The sequence below is a fragment of the Sphingomonas sp. PWP1-2 genome (assembly GCF_049898305.1).
In the GTDB taxonomy this organism is placed as follows: domain Bacteria; phylum Pseudomonadota; class Alphaproteobacteria; order Sphingomonadales; family Sphingomonadaceae; genus Sphingomonas; species Sphingomonas glacialis.
Genome location: NZ_JAFCXM010000001.1, coordinates 853,721 through 875,334 on the forward strand (window position 1 = coordinate 853,721; position 21,614 = coordinate 875,334).

11 protein-coding genes are annotated in these 21,614 nt (G+C 69.6%); 9 read left to right on the forward strand and 2 right to left on the reverse strand.

Annotated elements, in window-relative coordinates; translation table 11 throughout:
* The first annotated feature begins 11 nt into the window (after positions 1–11).
* The 4 genes from ACP7C5_RS04190 to nagE are packed head-to-tail and all read left to right on the forward strand — an operon-like array spanning position 12 to position 6,429.
* The gene (locus tag ACP7C5_RS04190) at positions 12–1,046 is read left to right on the forward strand and encodes an SIS domain-containing protein (protein ID WP_426263272.1); all 1,035 of its coding nucleotides are present in this window, start codon (positions 12–14) and stop codon (positions 1,044–1,046) included.
* Positions 1,043–2,200, forward strand: coding sequence for an N-acetylglucosamine-6-phosphate deacetylase (nagA, locus tag ACP7C5_RS04195; protein WP_426263273.1), 1,158 nt, complete (start codon positions 1,043–1,045; stop codon positions 2,198–2,200). The genes ACP7C5_RS04190 and nagA overlap by 4 nt, the downstream gene beginning before the upstream one ends.
* A gap of 27 nt (positions 2,201–2,227) precedes the next feature.
* The gene (gene ptsP / locus ACP7C5_RS04200; protein ID WP_426263274.1) at positions 2,228–4,723 is read left to right on the forward strand and encodes a phosphoenolpyruvate--protein phosphotransferase; all 2,496 of its coding nucleotides are present in this window, start codon (positions 2,228–2,230) and stop codon (positions 4,721–4,723) included.
* Positions 4,720–6,429, forward strand: coding sequence for an N-acetylglucosamine-specific PTS transporter subunit IIBC (nagE, locus tag ACP7C5_RS04205; RefSeq protein ID WP_426263275.1), 1,710 nt, complete (start codon positions 4,720–4,722; stop codon positions 6,427–6,429). The genes ptsP and nagE overlap by 4 nt, the downstream gene beginning before the upstream one ends.
* Position 6,430: 1 nt before the next feature.
* Here nagE and galA read toward each other — a convergent pair whose 3' ends face one another.
* Both galA and ACP7C5_RS04215 read right to left on the reverse strand, forming a co-directional pair.
* On the reverse strand, positions 6,431–9,331 hold the full coding sequence (gene galA, locus ACP7C5_RS04210; RefSeq protein WP_426263276.1) for a beta-galactosidase GalA: 2,901 nt from the start codon (positions 9,329–9,331) through the stop codon (positions 6,431–6,433).
* Positions 9,332–9,370: 39 nt separating this feature from the next.
* Positions 9,371–10,108 carry a GntR family transcriptional regulator gene (locus ACP7C5_RS04215; protein ID WP_426263277.1) on the reverse strand — a complete coding sequence of 246 codons (738 nt, stop codon included), beginning with the start codon at positions 10,106–10,108 and terminating at the stop codon, positions 9,371–9,373.
* A gap of 264 nt (positions 10,109–10,372) precedes the next feature.
* Between ACP7C5_RS04215 and ACP7C5_RS04220 the strand changes: the two genes are divergently transcribed.
* The 5 genes from ACP7C5_RS04220 to ACP7C5_RS04240 are packed head-to-tail and all read left to right on the forward strand — an operon-like array spanning position 10,373 to position 21,606.
* Positions 10,373–12,733, forward strand: coding sequence for a beta-N-acetylhexosaminidase (locus ACP7C5_RS04220; protein WP_426263278.1), 2,361 nt, complete (start codon positions 10,373–10,375; stop codon positions 12,731–12,733).
* Entirely contained in the window at positions 12,733–15,333 is a 2,601-nt protein-coding gene (locus tag ACP7C5_RS04225) for a beta-mannosidase (protein ID WP_426263279.1), read from the forward strand. The genes ACP7C5_RS04220 and ACP7C5_RS04225 overlap by 1 nt, the downstream gene beginning before the upstream one ends.
* Positions 15,330–17,873 carry a glycoside hydrolase family 3 C-terminal domain-containing protein gene (locus ACP7C5_RS04230; RefSeq protein WP_426263280.1) on the forward strand — a complete coding sequence of 848 codons (2,544 nt, stop codon included), beginning with the start codon at positions 15,330–15,332 and terminating at the stop codon, positions 17,871–17,873. Before ACP7C5_RS04225 ends, ACP7C5_RS04230 begins: the two co-directional genes overlap by 4 nt.
* Positions 17,870–19,300, forward strand: coding sequence for a glycoside hydrolase family 125 protein (locus ACP7C5_RS04235; RefSeq protein WP_426263281.1), 1,431 nt, complete (start codon positions 17,870–17,872; stop codon positions 19,298–19,300). Before ACP7C5_RS04230 ends, ACP7C5_RS04235 begins: the two co-directional genes overlap by 4 nt.
* Positions 19,297–21,606 (forward strand): GH92 family glycosyl hydrolase, encoded by a 2,310-nt coding sequence (locus ACP7C5_RS04240; RefSeq protein ID WP_426263282.1) that lies wholly within the window; start codon positions 19,297–19,299, stop codon positions 21,604–21,606. The genes ACP7C5_RS04235 and ACP7C5_RS04240 overlap by 4 nt, the downstream gene beginning before the upstream one ends.
* Positions 21,607–21,614 lie beyond the last annotated feature (8 nt).

Below are 21,614 nucleotides of genomic sequence, written 5' to 3' on the forward strand. Positions count from 1 at the left end.
ATGGATCGGGCATGCACGAAACCAAGTCTCCAGAGCCTGCGGGCGCCACGCTGATGTTCCAGGAGGCCGCCGACGCGGGCAACGCGGTTGCGCGGATGCTCGCGGCCAATGCCGCGACCTTTGCCACGCTCGGCGCGCGCTTGCGCGATGCGCCGCCGGCCGTTGTGGTGACGTGCGCGCGCGGCTCGTCCGACCATGCGGCGACCTACGGCAAATATCTGATCGAAACCTATCTCGGCGTGCCGGTCGCCTCGGCCGCACCCTCGGTCGCCTCGGTCTATCATGCCCCGGCCGCGGCAGGGCGGGCGCTGTGCATCGCGATCTCGCAAAGCGGGCGGAGCACGGACCTGTTGAGCACGGTTGCAGCACAGCAGGCAGCCGGCGGCCACGTGGTGGCGCTGGTCAACGATGTGGAATCTCCGCTCGCGCAGATGGCGGATACGCTGGTGCCGCTGTCGGCCGGGGTCGAGCGGTCGGTCGCGGCGACCAAATCGTATATCGCCGCGCTCGCCGCGCTCGCCGCGCTGGTGGCGGCGTGGCGCGAGGATGCGGCGTTGCAGGACGCTGTCGCGCGGCTGCCCGAGACGCTGGCGCACGCCTGGACGCTCGACTGGCCAGACGCCGCGGCGATGCTGCGGCCGGCGACCAACCTGTTCGTGATCGGTCGCGGGCTGGGGCTCGGCATCGCGCAGGAGGCTGCGCTCAAGCTCAAGGAAACCTGCGGGCTGCATGCCGAAGCTTTCAGCTCCGCCGAAGTGCGCCACGGTCCGATGGCGATCGTCGGCGCGGGTTTCCCGATCCTGGCCTTCGCCACCTCGGACCGGGCGGGCGACGATGTCCGCGCCGTCGCGGCCGAATTTACCGCGCGCGGCGCGAACGTCGCGCTGTGCGATGCCGCCGCGGCGCCCGCGCTGCACGGTCATCCCGCGATCGAGCCGATCCTGATGATCCAGCGCTGCTATCGCATGGTCGATGCGCTCGCGCGGGCGCGCGGCTATGATCCCGACGCGCCAAGCCACCTCAGCAAGGTAACCATTACGCTATGACTTCGCATTCGTTCGTCAACGGTCATATCGTCACGCCGCGTGGGGTGCTCAGCGACGCGATGGTCGACGTCGAGGGCGGTATCATCGTCGCGATCGTCGACCGCGCCGGTCCAGGAGCGATCGACCTCGACGGCGGTTGGCTGATGCCCGGCTTCATCGATACACAGGTCAATGGCGGCGGCGGCGTCCTCTTCAACGACGCGCTGAGTGTCGAGGGCATTGCCGCGATCGGCGATGCGCATCGCCCGTTTGGCACAACCGCGTTCCTGCCGACGCTGATCAGCGATACCCACGAAGCGATTGCGCAAGCGCTCGACGCGACCGACGCGGCGATCGCGGCGGGCGTACCGGGCGTGCTCGGTGCGCATATCGAGGGCCCGGTCATCAACATCGCGCGCAAGGGGATCCACGATCCTCGGCATTTCGGTGCGCTCGACGATGCGCTGATGGCGCTGCTGCTCAAGCCGCGGCGCGGCCAGGTGATGGTGACGCTCGCGCCCGAGCTGGCGCCGGCCGATCGAATCGCGGCACTGGCGCGGGCCGGCGTGCTGGTCAGCCTGGGACATAGCGACGCGACCTATGCCGAGGCGACCGCTGGGTTCGCCGCCGGGGTGACCGGCGTGACGCACCTGTTCAACGCGATGTCGCCGCTGGTCCACCGCGCACCGGGCGTGGTCGGTGCGGCGCTCGACGACAGCTATGTCTATTGCGGGCTGATCGTCGATGGCTTCCATGTCGACGATGCCGTGCTGCGGATCGCGCTGCGCGCACGACCGGCCGACCGGATGATGCTGGTGTCGGACGCGATGCCGTGCGTCAACGCGGCGACCAAGAGCTTCGTGCTGCAAGGGCGCGAGATCCATGTCGAGGGCGGACGCTGCGTCGGCGCCGATGGCACGCTCGCCGGATCGGACCTCGATATGGCGGCGGCGGTCCGCAATACCGTGGACCGCCTCGGCGTGCCTGCGGACCGTGCCGCGGCGATGGCGGCGACCAATCCCGCCGCATTCCTCGGCCTGTCGCGCGAACGCGGCACGATCGCGACCGGACGCCGCGCCGATTGGGTGCAGCTCGACGCCGGTCTCCATGCAGTGACGACGGTCATCGCCGGCGAGATCGCCGCGCACGCTCCGCCGCCATCGGTCGCGGCCTGAGCACGACCCACCTTTCTAGGAGAGACCATGGCGCCGATCCTGCTGTTCGCACCGCTGCAAGGCTGGGTCACTGCGCTCGAGGACGTTCCCGACGCGGTGTTCGCGGGCCGGATGCTCGGCGACGGGATCGCGATCGATCCGACCGGTACGTGCCTGTTCGCGCCGTGCGCCGGGCGCATCGTCGGCTTGCAGGCGACGCACCACGCGGTGACGCTCGAAGCCGATAACGGCGCGCAGATCCTGATCCATCTCGGGATCGACACCGTCGCGCTGGGCGGGCGCGGTTTTACCCCGCGTGTCGCGGTCGGCGATGTGGTGGCGGCGGGCGACCCGCTGATCGACTTCGATCTCGACTTGCTGGTGCGCGAAGCGAGCGCGGTGGTGACGCCGATCCTGCTCGTCGAGGGCGCCGGGATCACGGTCGAGCGAACCGCCGATATCGGCCTGATCGAAGTCGGCGCGCCGTTGATGACGTTGAGCGGTGGCCTCGGCGAGACCTTGGCCACCGATGCGACGGGGCCGACCGAGACGCGCCTGCTCCAGATCGCGCTGCCGCACGGCATCCACGCGCGCCCCGCCGGACGGATCGCGATGCTGGCGCGCAGTTTTGCGGCGACTATCACGCTTGAGAAAGACGGGCAGGGGGCTCCGGCGACGAGCCCGACCGCGCTGCTCGCACTCGGCATCGGACGGGGCGACACGGTGCGGTTGATCGCGAGCGGGCAGGATTCGCTGGCGGCGCTCGATGCGCTGGTCGGCTTGATCGAGAGTGGGATGGAAGAGCCGGTGGCGGCACCGACAGCGCCGGCCGCGGTCATGCCCCGCGACGTGCCCGACGGCGCGCTGGCCGGTGTCACCGCTGCGCCCGGCATCGCCATCGGGACGGTGCGGCATCACCGTGCGGTCGACCGCGAGGTTGCGCTCGAAGGCAATGGCATTGCTGCCGAGGAAACCGCCTTCCGGGCCGCACATGCCGCGCTGACTGGTGAGCTCGCCGAGCGCTCGGTCGCGGCGAGCGGCGCGGCGCGCGCCATTCTCGACGCGCATGCCGCGCTACTCGGCGACCCGGCGTTGCTCGATGCGACGCACGCCGGGATCGCGCGTGGCGAAAGCGCCGGCCATGCCTGGCGCAGCGCGATCCGGCCGCAGGCCGACGCATTGCGCGGCGGCGGCGATGCCCGCCTCGCCGAGCGCGCCGATGATTTGCTCGATCTGGAACGACAAGTGCTGGCCCGGCTCGCCGGGGCGGGGTCGGGCACGGTCGAATACCCCGCCGGGACGATCCTGCTTGCCGAGGACCTTATGCCCTCGGACTTCCTTGCGGCAGGCGCAGGGCTGGCCGGGCTGTGCGTTGCCAAGGGCGGGCCGACCTCGCACGTCGCGATCCTCGCCGCAGCGACCGGCGTTCCGGCGCTGGTCGCGATCGGTGTGGGTTTGCAGGGCGTGGCCGAGGGCACGCGCGTGATCCTCGATGCCTCGGCCGGCCTGTTGCATATCGCACCCTCGGCCGAGCAATTCGCCGAAGCGGAACGGGCACAGGCCGTTGCCGCAACGCGTCGCGCCGACGCGCTCGCCCGTGCGCATACGCTGTGCCACACCGCCGATGGCGCGCGGATCGAAATGGTCGCCAATCTCGGCAATCGCGCCGAGGCGGCTCCGGCAGTGGCGAACGGGGCCGAAGGCTGCGGGTTGCTGCGCACCGAATTCCTGTTCCTCGAACGCGCGACGCCGCCGAGTGTGGCCGAACAGACCGCCGAGTATCAGGCGATCGCCGACGCGCTCAATGGGCGACCTTTGATCGTCCGCTTGCTCGACATCGGCGGCGACAAGCCCGCGCCCTATCTGCCGATCGCGCCCGAGGAAAATCCGGCGCTCGGCTTGCGCGGTATCCGCGTCGGATTGTCGCATCCCGACCTGCTCGAAGACCAGTTGCGCGCGATCCTGGCGGTGCGGCCGATCGGCCAGTGCCGGATCATGCTGCCGATGGTGGCGCGGATCGAGGAACTGCGCGCGGTGCGTGCCGTACTTGACCGGCTTCGTGGCGAACTGGCGATCGCCGAGCCCGTCGCGCTCGGCATCATGGTCGAGACCCCGGCGGCGGCAATCACCGCTGACCTGCTCGCGCGCGAGGCGGATTTCCTGTCGATCGGCACCAACGACTTGACGCAATATACGCTGGCGATGGACCGCGCCAATCCGGCGGTGGCGAGTGCGCTCGACGGGCTCCACCCCGCGGTCCTGCGGCTGATCGGCGAGACGTGTCGGGGCGGCGCGCGCCATGCGCGCTGGACTGGGGTGTGCGGCGGGCTCGCTTCCGATCCGCTCGCGGTGCCGATCCTGCTCGGGCTCGGCGTGACCGAATTGTCCGCGACCCCGGGGATGATTCCGACGATCAAGGCGCTGGTCGCCGGCCTGACGCTCGCCGCGTGCCGCACGCACGCCGCGCAAGCGCTTGAGTGCACCTCGGCCGATCACATCCGCGCGCTCGCGCGCGCCTTCGCCCCCCGGGAGATGCCGGCATGAAATCGATCCTCGGCGCGCTCCAGCCACTCGGTCGGGCGCTGATGCTGCCGATCGCCGTTCTGCCCATCGCCGGGCTCCTGCTGCGGCTCGGCCAGCCCGATCTCCACGGCCTGCCGTTCATCGGCGCGGCGGGGCAGGCGATCTTCGCGCATCTCGGGCTGCTGTTCGCGATTGGCGTGGCGACCGGTTTTGCGCGCGACGGCAATGGCGCGGCGTGCCTCGCCGGCGTGACCTGCTTCCTGGTGACGACCGAGGCGGGCAAGACCTTGCTGAGCGTTCCGCCAGAGGCCGCCGCCGGGTTCACCGGTGCGTCGATCGATCTCGCGGTCACGGCGTGGAAGGCCAAGGTGATGGCGCGGCTCGACGTTCCGATCGGCATTCTCTCGGGGCTGGTGGGTGGCCTGTTCTACAATCGGTTCGCGACGATCAAGCTGCCAGAATATCTCGCTTTCTTCGGTGGGCGCCGCTTCGTGCCGATCGTGGCGGGGCTGGCCGGGTTGCTGCTGGCGATGGTGGTCGGCTTCGGCTTTCAGACGATCAGCGGCGGGATCGACGCGCTGAGCTTTGCCGCGACCAGCGCCGGGGCGCCCGGCGTGTTCGCGTTCGGCGTGCTCAACCGGCTGCTGCTGGTGACCGGGCTGCACCACGTCCTCAACAACGTCGCCTGGTTCGTCGTCGGTGACTGGCACGGCACGACCGGCGATTTGCGGCGCTTCTTCGCCGGCGACCCGAGCGCGGGCAGCTTCATGGCGGGGTTCTTCCCGGTGATGATGTTCGGCCTGCCCGCGGCGTGCCTGGCAATGTACCACGCCGCCGCGCCCGACCGGCGCAAGGCCGTAGGGGGCATGCTGTTCAGCCTGGCGCTGACCTCGGCGTTGACCGGGGTGACCGAGCCGATCGAGTTCAGCTTCATGTTCCTCGCGCCATTGCTGTATGTGATCCACGCGCTGCTCACCGGCCTGTCGATGGCGGTGATGGACCTGCTCGGCGTGAAGCTCGGCTTCGGTTTCTCGGCCGGGCTGCTCGATTATGTCCTTAATTACGGCAAGGCGACGCGGCCGCTGCTGCTGTTGCCGGTCGGGGCGGTGTATTTCCTGCTCTATTACGGGCTGTTCCGCTTCTTCATCCGGCGCTTCGACTTGCCGACGCCGGGTCGCGAGCCGCTACTCGGTACGCCGACGAGCGCGCCGCCGGTCGCGGCAGGAGGGCGCGGACGCGCGTTTGCGCAAGCGCTTGGCGGCAGCGCGAACCTCACCGCGGTCAGCGCTTGCACGACGCGGCTGCGGCTGGTGGTGCGTGATCAGGCCGCGGTCGACGAGGCGGCGTTGAAGGCGCTCGGTGCGCGTGGATTGATCCGCCCCTCTGCGACCGCACTGCAAGTCGTGCTGGGCCCGATCGCCGACCTGGTGGCGGTCGAGATTCGCGACGCGCTGGCGATGGGCGACGTCGCGGCGGTGACGCCGGTGGCGGACGAGACGGCACCGCTGGTGCTGTCGGACCGGCTGATCGCGGCGCTGGGCGGTTCGGGCAATATCGCTGGCAGTTCACGGCATCATGGCCGGTTGCGGATCGCGCTCCGCGACGACGCCGCGGCCGATGCGGCGACGCTTGCCGCGCTTGGGCCGCACGGGATCGCGCGACCGGCGCCGGGGCTCGTGCATCTGCTTGGCAATGAGACCGCGCTGGCCGCGCTGGTGGTCGGCTGACCTAATCAGCGGCCAGCGTCACCGGGCCGAGCAGCCCCGACGCGGTGTCGCGCTCGGCCTGAACCAGCAGCACGATGCGGCGACGCCCCGCGCCAGCGGGCATCCGGCCCGTTAGCGCAGCGGTACCCGGGCCCTTGTCGGCGACGCGCTGCCCGTCGATCCACAGCTCGGCGCGCCCCGCGACGGACGCGAAGCGCAGCGTGCCGCCGCCAGCCGCCACCGCGCGCCATGGCTCGACGGACGCGCGATAGAGCTGCCAGCCGCCGGCCGCCTCAGGCGGGGATGGCGTTCCGGCGCGGACGAATGCCCAGCTGTTATTGTCGCCATCGGCCGGCGCCAGATCGGGCGAGGGGCGCTCGGCGAAGCGCATCGAGCGCCGCCACTGCGCAATCCGCTGCGCGCTTACCGTCACCGCAGCTTGCGGTGGCGGCGCGATGGCCAGGCGGTCGATCGACAGCCGCGCGGGCTTCAGGCCGTCGGCGCGTGCCTCGACCAGCACCCGCCCGCGCCCGACATCGGCGCGGATGATCAGCTGCGCCAAGCCGTTGAACAGCGACCGTGCGCCGGCATGCGCGGCGGACTGCTCGGGCTCGTGGCAGTTGGGATCGCCATTGCCCAGCCCGATGATCGCTGCACCCTGCACCGTGAAATCGACCGGGAGATTGGTGGTCGGCACATGGCGCCCGTGCGCGTCGATCGCATCGACCGTGATCGGCTGCACATCCTCGCCATCGCCTGCCATCACGCTGCGCGCAGGCGTCAGCCGCAATGCCACCGGCGGCCCGGCGGTCTCGTGCGCAGCCCGCGCGACGATCCGCCCGGCGCGGCGCGCGACGCCTTGGATCCGGCCGGGGGCATAGGGAACGGTCCAGCTATTGCCGAGGAAGCGGTCGACCGGCTGCGTGCCGAGATCGCGCCCGTTGAGACTGAGCGTCACCTGTTCGGCATTGCTCATCACCACGACATCGATGCTCTGCCCCTCACGCCCCGGCCAGGTCCAATGCGGGGCGAGGCTGACGACGGGCGCATCGTCGATCCATTGCGCGCTGCGCAAGCCGAAGGCGGTCTTGGGGAAGCCGCACAGATCGAGGATGCCGAACACGCTCGACGTGGTCGGCCAGTCATAGGGCGTCGGTTCGCCATGATAATCGAAGCCGGTCCAGACGAACCCGCCCGCGACGAACGGGCGATCGGCGATCATCTTCCAGCTCGGCCCATGCGGTGCGCCCCAGCCTGCCGCCTCGCGGTCATAGGACGTCGCGACATGCGCCTTCGGGTCGCTCTCGAACGCGCCGCGCGTCTGATAGGCGCTGGTATCTTCGGTGCTGATGATCGGCTTGGTCGGGACCAGCCGATGGTAGACGTCATATTGGTCCTGATAATAATTGAACCCGGTGACATCGACTTCGGTCGAGGTGTTGACCGGATCGTTGAACGCGCCGTTCATTGCGACCGTCACCGGCCGCGCAGAGTCGAGCCGCTTGAGCGTCGCAACCATCCGCCGCGTCATTTCGACGCCCTGCGGTGTCGATTTGAGCGGTTCCTCGTTCCACAGCGTCCAGATGATGATGCTGGGGTGGTTGCGATCGCGCCGGACGAGCCATTCGAGCTGCGCCTTATGGTCGGGTGACGAGTTGAAGTGGCGGTTCTCGTTCATCACGAGCATCCCGATCCGGTCGCAATAGTCGAGCAGTTCGGCGGTCGGCGCATTGGACGACATGCGCACCGCATTGCAGCCCATCGCCTTCAGCCGTTGCAGCCGCCAGTAGAGCAGGGCATCGGGCATGGCGGTGCCGACGCCAGCGTGATCCTGATGGATGCACACGCCTTTGATTTTCATCGCGCGATCATTGAGGAAAAAGCCCTGCGCGGCATCGAAACGAATCGTGCGGAAGCCGATCGGGATTTGCCGCAGATCGACCACGGTGCCCTCGCGCAGCACGCGTACGCGGACGGTGTAGAGCGTCGGCGTCTCGACCGACCACAGTTTTGGATCGCCGACGTCGAGCGTCAGCGCGGCATCGACCTGGTCGAGCACCGGCACGCTCACGGCGACGCTTGCGTGCGTCACTTCGCGGCCATCGGGGTCGAGCAGCGCGGCCTCGATCGTTACCGCCGCGGCTGCGCGCTCGATATTGCCGAGCGTCGCCACGACGGGAACGTGCCAGCGCCCTGCGGCATCGCGGCGCGGATCGCAATGCACACCGTCGCTGACGATCGCGACCGGCGCGCGGCGCACCAGCCAGGCGTGGCGATAGAGCCCGGCGCCTTCATACCACCAGCCTTCCCACGCGCTCGCATCGACGCGGATCGCGATGACATTGGGCTCGTCTCCATAGGTCGCGAACGGCGTGATGTCGGCATGGATGCTGGCATAGCCTGACCAGCTATGCGCGACGACGCTGCCATTGACCCAGATCGTGGCATTTGTCGCGATTCCGTCGAACTGCAGCTCGATCGTCTTGCCGCGATCTGCGGGGTCGAGCAGCAGCGTGCGGCGATACCAGCCAATCCCGCGAGAGCGATAGCCTTGCGAGACGTTCGCGCTGTGCACGTATGGCTGCGCCGCCGCCCAATCATGCGGCAAGCGCACCGCGGCCCAATCGCTATCGTCATACAGCACCGCCGCCGCGCCGATCGCGTTGCCCGCCATCGCCGAGAGATAGGTGTCGTTATGGCTGGCGGGCGCAGGCGCGGGAATGTCGCCTTCCTGGAAACGCCAACCGAGGTCGAGCAGCATGCGCGCCGGATCCTGTTGCGGCAGCCGGGGTGGCAGCTGCGTTTCGGGTTGCGGCATCGGGAAACCGCCGGTCTCTTTCGGCACGGCGGCAGCTGCCACGCCGGGAACGGCGCGCAAGGCACTCAGGCCCGCGCTGGCGAGCAGAAGCTGGCGACGGTTCATGGCAATACTCCGGGAGGGAAAGTCGGCTCGCGAACCCGGCTAAAGGTCGGACAGTTCGGCGACGAAATCATAGGCGTCGCCGCGATAGTAAGAGCGGGTGAATTCGGCGGCGCGGCCGTCCTTGAGGAACCCGCGGCGCTCGATCAGAAGCCCGGGTTGCCCTGGATCGACGCCAAGCATCCGCGCATGCTCCGTGCCGAACGGGACGGCGCGCAAGCGCTGCAGCGCACGCACCGGGCGGCTGCCGGCCTTTTCCAGCGCGGTGTAGAGCGAATCCTCGACCGCGCCGAGATTGGGCAGGCAATAGCCGGCGATGGTCGAGAATTCGAGCGCCATCGGTTGGTCGTCGGCAAGCCGGATGCGGTGGAAGCGATAGACCGGCGTGCCGGGCGAGAGTCCGAGCGACATCGCCTCTTCGGGATCGACGGTACCGGCGGCGCGGCTGATCCAATGGGTCGAGGCGGTCTTGCCGCGCGCTGCCATATCCTCGGAGAAAGACGACAGTTTCGAAAAGGACTTCTCGACGCGCCCGGTGACGAAGGTGCCCGCACCACGTCGGCGCGTGAGCAGACCCTCTTCGACCAACCCGCCGATCGCCTTGCGTACGGTGATGCGCGAAATGGCATATTCGGTCGCAAGGTCGCGCTCGGCGGGGATCGCGTCGCCTTGCGCGAGCAGATCCTGGCCGATCGCTTCGCGAATGAGGTGCTGCAGCTGGATGTAGAGCGGCGCCGGGTTGCCCTTGCGGAAATGGCCGATCTGTTGCGAAAATTCCAAAGTCCGTCCCTCTTGCCCCGTACCGGCCCCCGCCTGCGTCGCGGGCCGCGACGCAGACATGGAGGCGAGCCTAATGCGTCGATGGCTGGTGAGCAATCGGGTTTGGTCGGAATCCAGATTGGTATTCTTGCTCAGGGCGCGTGCAATGCTGCGATTGCGCAAAAGGAGCCACTTCGGCTGCTTTGTCGCGCTTGCAAGTGGACTTATATTGGTTACACTTCATCGCAAGAGCACGCGCTGTCGCGTCGCAATGGGGGACGGTCGATGACGAACGGGACGCGCAGCAAGAGCCAGCGCGCCATGCGACGGATCGCTCGTCTCGCCGCCGCGGCGGCAGCCGTCACCCCGGCGCTGCTCGCCGCCCAGCAAGCGACGTTGCCGCTGCTTCCCATGCCCGCCAGCATCGTTCGCGGCGCTGGCAGTTTCATCGTGGCTGCTGGGGCGGGGATCAGTGTTCCGGCGGGCGACGCGGATGCCGAAGGCGCGGCGCAATTGCTGGTCGCGCAGGTCGCCAGCACACGCGGCCTCGCGCTGCGCCTGACGCGCGACGCCGCGCCGATCCGCTTCGAGCGCGATCCGGCGGTGGTCGGCGCGGAGGGTTATCGGCTCACGGTTGATGCGCACGGCATCCGCATCGCCGCGGCGACGCATGCCGGGCTGGTCTATGGCGCGATGACGCTGGCGCAATTGCTCAGCCCCGATGGCGCGCGCGGCGGTGCGGTCGCGGTGCCGCTGCTCGACATTCGCGATGCGCCGCGCTTTGCCTGGCGCGGATTGATGATCGATCCCGCGCGACATTTTCAGCCGTTGCCGTCGCTCTACCGGATCGTCGACCAGATGGCGGCGGTGAAGCTCAACACGCTCCATTTGCATCTCACCGACGACCAGGGCTGGCGCTTCGAGGTCAAGCGCTATCCCGAGCTGACCGAGATCGGCGCGTGGCGGAAGGGGCCCAGCACCGGCGGCCCGGCGCCGACGACGCGCGTCGGCGGCTTCTACACCCAGGCAGAGCTGCGCGCGCTGGTGCGTTACGCCGCCGATCGCAGCATCACGATCGTTCCCGAGATCGACTTGCCTGGCCATGCGCAGGCTTTGGTCGCCGCCTATCCCGAAATGGGCGTGCTCGGCGACCGGCCGGTCGTGAGCCACGATTGGGGCGTCAATCCGTATCTGTTCGATCCCGGCCCCAAGGGCGTGGCCTTTGTCGAGAACGTGCTCGACGAACTGATCGCCGTCTTCCCCGGCAGCTTCGTCCATCTCGGTGGCGACGAAGCGGTCAAGGATCAGTGGCAGCGCTCGCCGCGCGTCCAGGCGCAAATGAAGACGCTCGGTCTCAAGGACGAGAATGCGCTGCAGAGCTGGATGATCGACACGTTCGGCCGCTATCTCGCGAGCAAGGGGCGGCGGCTGATCGGCTGGGACGAGATCCTCGAAGGTGGCCTGCCGCCGTCCGCATCGGTGATGTCATGGCGTGGCGAGAAGGGCGCGGTCGATGCCGCCAACCAGGGGCACGACGTCGTGCTGACGCCTGCACCGACGCTGTATTTCGACAGCCTGCAAAGCGATCAGGCCGACGAGCCGCCCGGCCGCCTGTCGATCCAGACGCTCGCCGATGTCTACGCCTATGAGCCGATGCCCGCCGGGATCGATGCCGCCAAAGCAAAGCACGTGCTCGGCGCGCAGGGCAATGCGTGGAGCGAATATCTCGTCACGCCGTATCAGGTGCAGCACGCCGTCTTCCCGCGCGCCGCCGCGCTCGCCGAGACGACCTGGTCGACCGCGCCGCGCGATTTTCCCGGCTTCGTCGCGCGGCTGCGGCCGCAGGTGCTGCGCTGGCGGCAGGGCGGGGTCGAGGTCGCCGACAGCGCCTTTGCCGTGACCTATCGCCTGCAGGGGACGCGCGGCGATGCGCTGCGGAGCGGCAAGCTGAACGTCGCGCTGGCGACGCAGGCACCCGCCGGCACGATCCGCTATACGCTCGACGGCAGCGCGCCGACCGCCCGATCGCCAGCCTATGCCGCACCGCTGGCGCTCGCGTCCGGCGCGACGATCCGCGCGGCGGCGTTCGGCGACGACGGCGTCGCGATCGCCGGCGCGCGGGCGTTCGCGACCGACCGTGCGGCGCTGCTCCATCGCGCGGCGTCTGATCTGGTGGCGTGCCCGCGCGGCGCGCTCGGCTTGCGCGTGCCGTTGACGTCGGAGGCGCAGGGCAATGCGCCGGTGTTCAACATCAACCTGTTCGACACGTGCAGCGCCTATCCCGCCGCCCCGCTCGACGTGGCGAAGGGCTTTACGGTGCAAGTCGCGCGGCTCGCGCGGCATTACGGGCTGGCGCACGAAGCTTCGGCAGTGCGCGAGCATTACAACGTGACCGCGCATGGCGAGCTCGTCGTGCTCGCCGGCTGCCAGGCCGGGCGCAAGGGGCCGCCCGACAAGGATGCGCCCGCACCGGTGGTGGCGGCGAGCTTCCCCTTGCCCGATCCGGCGACCGCGCCGACGCTGCTGACCTTCTCGGGCGCGCTGCCTGCGATGGCGGGGGATCGCGACCTGTGCTTCCAGTTCACCTCGCCGGTCGCCGAACCCTATTATGCGGTGGCCGACGTCCAGCTGACGGAAGCCCGCTGATGCGCGCGGTCCTCCGCGGGGTCGCGCTGGCGGCGTTGCTGTCGAGCGCGAGCTTCGTCGGCGCGGCACCGCGGCAGGCGATCGCACTCGACAGCGGATGGCAGGCACGGATCGCCCCCGGCGATACCGATGCGGTCGCCGCGCACCGGCGCGAGGCGCGCTGGTTCGCGGTGCAGGTGCCCGGCAGCATCCAGCAGGATCTGATCGCGCAACACCGCGTGCCCGATCCCTTCCTCGCGACGAACGAAGCCGCGATCCAATGGGTCGGTCGGACTGACTGGCAGTATCGCCACACCCTCGTCGCGACGCCGGCGCTGCTGGCGCGCGATCATCTCGATCTGGTGTTCGACGGGCTTGACACCTTCGCGACCGTGACGATCAACGGGCAGGCCGTCCTCAGCGCCGACAATGCGCATCGTCGCTGGCGGATCGACGCCAAGCGCTATCTCAAGCCCGGCGCGAACACGATCCTGATCACCATCGCCGCGCCGATCCGCGCGCTCGCGCCGGTCGTGCTGGCGGCGAAGCGGTCGCTGCCGGGCGAGTATGACTCGGCGTTCGCCGATGATCCCGGCGGGCGCCAGACCTCGCCCTATATCCGCAAGCCGAAATACCATTATGGCTGGGATTGGGGTCCGCGGATCATCACGATCGGGCCGTGGCGTCCGGTCCGGCTCGAGGCGTGGGACAGCGCGCGGATCGACACGCTGCGTGTCGACCAGGACGCGCTGAACGATGCCGAGGCGCGGTTGTCGGCGCGCGCGACGGTGCAGGCGGATCGTGCCGGAGCGGCGACGCTGCGCGTGGTGCTGACCGCGCCCGACGGTTCGCACCAGACGGTGACGCAGCGCGTCACATTGGCGGCGGGCGACAACGCCGTGACGCTGCCGATCACCGTCGCGCAGCCGCAGCGCTGGCAGCCGGTCGGCTATGGCGCGCAGCCGCTCTACCGGGTGGCAGCAACGCTCGAGCAGGATGGCGCTGCGACCGACACGGCCGAACGGCGGATCGGCCTGCGCACGGTCGAGCTGATCCGCGAGGGCGGCGCGATGGGCTTCCGCGTCAACGGCACGCCGATCTTCGCCAAGGGTGCCAACCTGATCCCGTTCGACAGCTTGCCGACGCGGACCACCACGGAGACGATGCGCCCGCTGCTGCTCGCCGCGCGCGACGCCAACATGAACATGCTGCGCGTGTGGGGCGGTGGCTATTATCTCGACGACGCCTTTTACGACATGACCGACGAGCTCGGGCTGATGGTGTGGCAGGACTTCATGTTCGGCGGGGCGGTAACGCCGCCCGACGCGGCGTTCCGCGCCAACGTCCGCATCGAGGCGGAACAGCAGGTCGAACGGCTCGGCAATCACCCTTCGATCGTCCTGTGGGCGGGCGGCAATGAAGTGCTGTCGGGCTGGGAAAATTGGTCCGACCGCAAGGCCTATAAGCGCGCCGTCGGGCCCGACGAGCAGGAGCGTGTTGGCGCCGGGATGGCGGTCTTGTTCGATCGCGTTCTGCGTGACGCGGTGCTGACGCGATCGCCGGGGACGCCCTATTGGCCCGGCTCGCCGTCGACTGACTATGAGGGGCCGGTCGATACCGATGCTTCGGGCGACCGGCATTTCTGGGACGTTTGGTCGGGCTCGAAGCCGGTCGAGCGCTATCTCGATGCGTGCCCGCGCTTCATGTCGGAATATGGCTTCCAGGCAATGCCCGACATGGCGACGATCCGCGACTTCGCCGGGCCGGGCGCGCTGACCCCGGACAGTCCGGTGCTGAAGGCGCACCAGAAGTTCCTGGCGGGCGAGGGCAATGCGCGGCTGCGGCTCTACATCCACGACCGGCTCGGCGAGCCCAAGGACCTCGGCGATTTCGTCTATCTGAGCCAAGTGAATCAGGCCGAGGCGATCGCGCTGGCGGCGCTGCATCACCGCGCGTGCCGCCCGGTGACGATGGGCTCGCTCTACTGGCAGCTCAACGATGTCTGGCCGGCGATTTCCTGGTCGAGCATCGATCATGCCGGCCGCTGGAAGCTGCTCCATTATGCCGCGCGCCGCTTCTTCGCGCCGCAGGTGATCGTCGCCGAGCACGTCGGCGCGGCGACGCGGCTCGCCTTGGTGTCCGACGCGACCACACCGACCCCCGCGCGCTGGCGCGTCCGGGCGTTCGACATGGCCGGTCGGCTGCTCGCCGAGCACGGCGCTGCCGTCACGCTGCCGCCGCTCTCGGCCACCGAGGCGGCGCGGATCGAGGATGCCGCGCTGTTCGCCGGGGCCGACGCCAAAACGAGTTATGCGGTGGCCGAACTGCTGGTCGGCGACGCCCCGGTCAGTCGCGCGATCGTCGAGCGTGGGGTGCCAAGGGACATGGCCTATCCCGATCCCGGATTGCACGCGACCTGGCATGGGCGCGAGCTGACCGTCACCGCGACGGCGCTCGCCCGCGCGGTGATGCTCGATTTCGGCGCGGTCGGCGCGCAGCCGTCCGACGACGGGTTCGACCTGCTCCCTGGCGAAAGCCGCACCGTCAGCGTCGCGTCGACGGCCTCGCCGGCGGCGTTGGCGCGGGCACTGACGCTGCGCTCTTTGGGGTCGCGCCGATGATCTGGATGTTGCTCGCGGCACAGGCCGCGCAATTGGCCCACGCGGCGATGACGCCCGAGGACAAGGCGGCGCAGCTGCAAAGCAGCGCGCCCGCCGATGCGAATGCCGGGCTGCCGGCCTATGACTGGTGGAGCGAAGGGCTCCACGGCCTCGCGCGCGACGGCTATGCGACCGTCTTCCCGCAGGCGATCGGCATGGCGGCGACGTGGGACGCGCCGCTCGTCAAGCGCATCGGCGACGTGGTCGCGACCGAGGCGCGCGCCAAGTTCAACGCACGGCCGGTCGATGCCGAGCGGCGAATCTACGAAGGGCTGACGATCTGGTCGCCCAACATCAACATCTTCCGCGATCCGCGCTGGGGCCGGGGGCAGGAGACCTACGGCGAAGACCCGTATCTGACCGGGCGGCTCGGCGTCGCCTTCGTTACCGGCCTGCAAGGGCCCGACCCGGCGCATCCCAAGGTGATCGCCACGCCCAAGCATTTCGCGGTCCACAGCGGCCCCGAAGCGGGGCGCGACGGCTTCGACGTCGATCCCTCGCCGCAGGACCTCGAGGCGACCTATCTCCCCGCGTTCCGCGCGGCGATCACCGAGGGCAAGGCGGGGTCGCTGATGTGTGCGTACAACGCGATCCACGGCGTTCCGGCGTGCGCCCGCGCGCCGTTGCTGGTCGATCGGTTGCGGCGTGACTGGGGATTCACCGGCTTCACCGTCTCGGACTGCGATGCCGTCGGCAACGTCCAGCTGTTCCACCATTACCGGCTCAATGCGGCTGGTGCCGCGGCGGCGTCGCTCAGGGGCGGGACCGATCTCAATTGCGGCACGACCTATGCCGCGCTGCCGGCGGCGCTGCGGCGCGGGCTGGTGAGCGAAAGCGAGATCGACACCGCGCTAGCGCGTACCCAGGCGGCACGACGCGCGCTTGGCATCGCCTATGGCGCGACCAGCCCATGGTCGCGGATCGCGCCCGATCAGGTCGCGACCCCCGCGCATCAGGCGACCGCGCTCGAGGCGGCACGCAAGTCGATCGTGCTGCTGCAAAATCGTGGCGACCGCCTCCCGCTCAAACCGGGGGTGCGGATCGCGGTGGTCGGCGCCGATGCCGATGATCTCGGCGTGTTGCAGGGCAATTACCACGGCACCGCGGTGGCGCCGATCACCCCGCTCGACGGCATCCGCCGCGCGTTCGGGGCGGGGAATGTGCGCTACGCCCAGGGGTCGGTGCTCGCCGATGGCGCGCCGGTGCTGGTGCCCGAGACGGCGCTTCGGGCGGACGGGGCCGCAGGCTTGCGTGCGGAGTATTTCGCGACGCACGATCTCACCGGCGCGCCGCTGGTGACGCGGCACGAACGGCGGATCGATCTCGACTTCAATCGCGCCGCGCCCGTCGCGGGGCTCGGCGCGACGTGGAGCGCGCGCTGGTCGGGCGAGCTCGTCCCGCCGGGGCCGGGGGCGTACCGTCTCGTCGTCGACGTTCCCGCCTGCTGGAAATATTGCAAGGCGCACGACGCCGTGCGGCTGTGGATCGACGGACGTCCGCTCGCGACGGGCGCGGTGGCGAAGGGGCGGATCGAAATCCCGCTGACCAGCGACGGCCGTGCGCTGTCGTTCAAGCTCGAGCTCGATCACAGCAGCGAGGATGAGGGCATCCGCTTGCTGTGGGAGCCACCGGCCGACGCGTTGCGCGGCGAGGCTGTGGCCGCGGCGAAGGACGCCGACGTGGTGGTGGCGGTGGTCGGCCTGTCGCCCGATCTCGAAGGCGAAGCGCTGCCGGTCAGCGTTCCAGGCTTCGTCGGCGGCGACCGCACCGACATCGCGCTGCCGTTTGCGCAGCGCCGCTTGCTCGACGCGCTCAAGGCGACGGGCAAGCCGCTCGTGATCGTCCTCACCAGCGGCAGCGCGGTCGCGCTCGACCCGCAGGCCGCCGATGCAATCCTCGCCGCCTGGTATCCCGGCGAAGCGGGCGGCACCGCGATCGCCGAGACGCTCGCCGGGCGCAACAACCCTTCGGGGCGGCTGCCGGTGACCTTCTACGCCAGCACCAACGACCTGCCGGCGTTCGTCGATTACGGGATGAAGGAGCGCACCTATCGCTATTTCACCGGCACGCCGCTGTGGGGCTTCGGCCACGGCCTGAGCTACACGCGCTTCGCCTATGCCGCGCCGGTCGCGCGCGTCAGCGTCGTCGCCGGGCAGAGCGCGTCGATCCGCGTCCGCGTCCGCAACGTCGGGGCGCGGGCGGGCGAGGACGTGGTGCAGGCCTATCTCGTCCCGCCGGCCGGGGCAGGGGGCGGACTGACCACGCCGGTGCTGCAGCGCCAACTCGTCGGCTTCAGCCGCCTCGCGCTCGCACCCGGCAAGCAAGGCGAGGCGAGCTTCACGCTCGATCCGCGTCGCCTCAGCCTGGTCGCACGCGACGGGACGCGCGCGGTCGAGCCGGGCGCGTATCGGCTGTTCCTCGGTGGCGGCCAGCCGGGCGACGCTGCCGGTGTGTGGGTCGATCTCGCGATCACCGGCACGCGCCAGGTCTTGCCGAAGTGACGCTCACCCGCCGCGATGCGCTGGGCGTGGGCTTGGGCGGCGTCGCGCTGGCGGCGGCGCCCGCCCGCGCCGCACCGGCTTTCGCGAGCTTGCGTCCCGCCGCTGCCGCGCGCTCGTTCGTCAGCCCCGCGATCGAGCGCGAGATCGTGCGCGTCAGCGCGCTGATCGCCGACCCCAAGCTGCGCTGGATGTTCGCCAATTGCTATCCCAACACGCTCGACACGACGGTGCGGATGGGCGTGGTCGACGGCGCACCCGACGCGTTCGTCATCACCGGCGATATTCCGTGTCTGTGGCTGCGCGATTCCTCGGCGCAGTTGACGCCCTATCTGCATCTCGTGCGCGGCGACCCCGCGCTCGCCACGTTGTTCCGCGGGCTGATCGCGCGGCAGGCGCGGTCGATCCTGATCGATCCCTATGCCAATGCCTTCCTCGAAGATCCGGCCGCGAAGACCGATCTCGACTGGGCGCTGCACGATCGCACCGAAATGAAGCCGGGCGTCGCCGAGCGCAAATGGGAGATCGACTCGCTCTGCTATCCGATGCGGCTCGCGCACGGCTATTGGCAGGCGACGCACGACCCGGCGCCGTTCGATGCGCAGTGGGCCGCCGCTGCCCGGTTGAGCGTCGCCACCTTCCGCGCGCAGCAACGCAAGGACGGGCCGGGACCGTACCGCTTCCTGCGCGCCTCGGACCGCAATATCGAGACGGTGCCGCTCGAGGGATGGGGCAATCCGTCGCGTCCGGTGGGGCTGATCCACAGCGCGTTCCGCCCCTCGGACGATGCCTGTGTCTATCCGTTCCTGATCCCGTCCAACCTGTTCGCCGTCACCGCCTTGCGCGAGCTGGCGACGGTGGCAACCGGCGCGCGTCAAGACGCAAAGCTCGCCGCCGATGCGCGTGCGCTGGCGGACGAAGTCGAGCATGCGCTCCGGGCCTATGGCCGGATGCGGCTGCGCGACGGGCGCGAGGTCTGGGCGTATGAAGTCGATGGCTTCGGCAACGCGCTGTTCATGGACGATGCCAATGTCCCGTCGCTGTCGGGGCTCGCCTATCTCGGCTGCGCTGCGCCGCGCGATCCGCTGTGGCGGCGGACGCGCGATGCGGCGTGGAGCGACGCCAACCCCTATTTCTTCCGCGGCGCGGCCGGGGAGGGGATCGGCGGCCCGCATGTCGGCCTGCGCCAGATCTGGCCGATGTCGCTGATCGTCCGCGCGCTGTCGAGTGACGATCCGGCGGTCATCCGGCGCTGCCTCAAGACGTTGCGCGACAGCGACGCCGGCACCGGCCTCATCCACGAAAGCTTCGACCAGGATGATCCCGCGCGCTTCACGCGGCGCTGGTTCGCCTGGGCCAACGGGCTGTTCGGCGAGCTGATCGTGCGGCTCGCCACGTCCCGACCCGCGTTGCTGGGGCAGCCACTATGACGATCGACCGACGGACCCTGCTCGGCAGCTCCGCGCTGGCGCTGCTCGCGAGCACGCTGCCCGGGCGCGGCGCGGCGCGTAGCACCGGCGATGCGCCCAATCTGCTGATCGGCACTGGCGGCGACGGGCATACCTATCCCGGCCCGACGCTGCCGTTCGGCATGGTCCAGCTCGGCCCCGATACCGATGTCGAGCGGTGGGCGACCTGCTCGGGCTATCACCATGGCGACGGCTCGATCATGGGGTTCAGCCATACCCATCTGTCGGGCACCGGGATTGGCGACATGCTCGACGTTATGGTGATGCCGGGGACGGGGCCGGTGCAGCTCGAGCCGGGGCCGTTGTCCGACCCCGACGCGGGCTATCGCCAACGCTTTTCGGACGAGCGGGCGGAGCCCGGCCTCTACCGTGTCGCGCTCGAATCGGGCGTGCGGGCCGAGCTGACGGTGACCGAGCGCACCGGTTGGCACCGCTATACCTTTCCCAAGGGGGCAGGGCATGTCCTGCTCGACCTGTCGCACCTCATCGGCGATGCGCCCGGCGCGGCGCCACTCATCGACGAGGTCAGCGTAGCGATCGACGGCGACGGCACGATCACCGGCGGGCGGCGTGTGTTCCGCTGGGCCAAGGGGCGGCGCATCCACTTTGCGCTGCAAGCCTCGCGCCGGCCCGACCGCGTCAGTTTCTTCGGCGATGGCGATGTCGCGCAGCCCGCTGGCACGCGGCAGGTCGCGGGCAAGCGCCTGAAGATGGTGCTGCACTGGGACGATGCCGGCGCCACGCCGATCGTGCTGCGCTGTGCGATTTCGGGCGTCGACGTCGCCGGCGCGCGGGCGAACCTGGCCAGCGAAGCCAAAGGCTGGAATTTCGACGCCGTCGCGCGCGCGGCGCGGGCGACCTGGGCGAAGGCACTCGGGGCGGTGCACGTCACCGGTGGCAGCGCGGACCAGCGCGCGATTCTCGCGACCGCGCTGTATCACGCGCAGCTCGCGCCGACGCTCTTCTCCGATGTGGACGGGCGCTATGCCGGGCTCGACGGGCATATCCACACCGTGCCCCCGGGCGGCGCGGCGTATAGCAGTTGGTCGCTGTGGGACACGTATCGCGCGCTGCATCCGCTGCTCACGCTGATCGATCCGGCGCGCACCAAGAGCCTGATCGACGATCTGATCCGCCAGACCACGCAATCGCGCTACGGCCCGTTGGTCTGGCCGTTGCAGGGCAAGGAGACGGGGACGATGATCGGCTGGCACGGCGTCGTCCCGCTCGCCGAGGCGCAGGCCAAGGGCGTGCCCGCCGACTATGCCGCCGCCTGGCCCGCGATCGCCAAGCGCAGTTTCGACTTCACCGCGCCTGATCGCAACAACAGCCACGGCCGCGAGCTGTACGACCGGCTCGGCTATGTGCCTGCCGACGCGGTCGACGAAAGCGTCAGCCGTACGCAGGAATATGCCTATGACGACTGGGCGTCGTCGCACATCGCGCGCGCGGCCGGGGCAAGCGAAGCCGCCGATCGGCTGTTGCGACGCTCGGGCAATTGGAAGAACGTCATCGACACCGGCACCGGCTTTGCCCGGCCGCGCTTTGCCGATGGCAGCTGGTGGTCGCCCTACGATCCGATCCAGCTCGACCACACGAGCCAATATCGCGACTATACCGAGGCCAATGGCTGGCAGGCGACCTTTCTCAACCAGCACGACATCTATGGCCGGATCGCGCAGGGCGGCGGCGATGCAGCGTTCGCGGCGAAGCTCGACGCGCTCTTCTCGGCGCCGTCGACCTTGCCCGCCAACGCGCCGCCCGACATTTCCGGCCTCGTCGGGCAATATGCGCATGGCAACGAGCCCGACCAGCACGCCGCCTATCTCTATGCCTATGTCGGTCAGCCGTGGAAGACGCAGCGGCTGGTGCGGCGGCTCTGCACCGAAATGTACCGCAACGACCCCGACGGCATCATCGGCAATGACGATTGCGGGCAGATGAGCGCGTGGTTCGTCTTCTCGGCGCTGGGTTTCTATCCGGTCGATCCGGTCGAGGCGGCCTATGTGTTCGGTTCGCCCTTGTTCGAGCGCGCCGTCGTGCGGCTGGGCGAGAAGCGGCTGGTGATCGAGGCACCCGGCAACCGCGCGGACACCCCGTACGTCGCCGCAGTCGCGTGGAACGGCGCGCCGTGGAGCAAAAGCTGGATCGACCATCGCACGCTGGCGGGGGGCGGCACGCTGCGCTTCACTATGTCGGCCACGCCCAATCCGCGCTTCGGCGAAGCGCGCGCCGATCGCCCGCCGTCGTTCGGCCACCCTGCCTGATTTTGGAG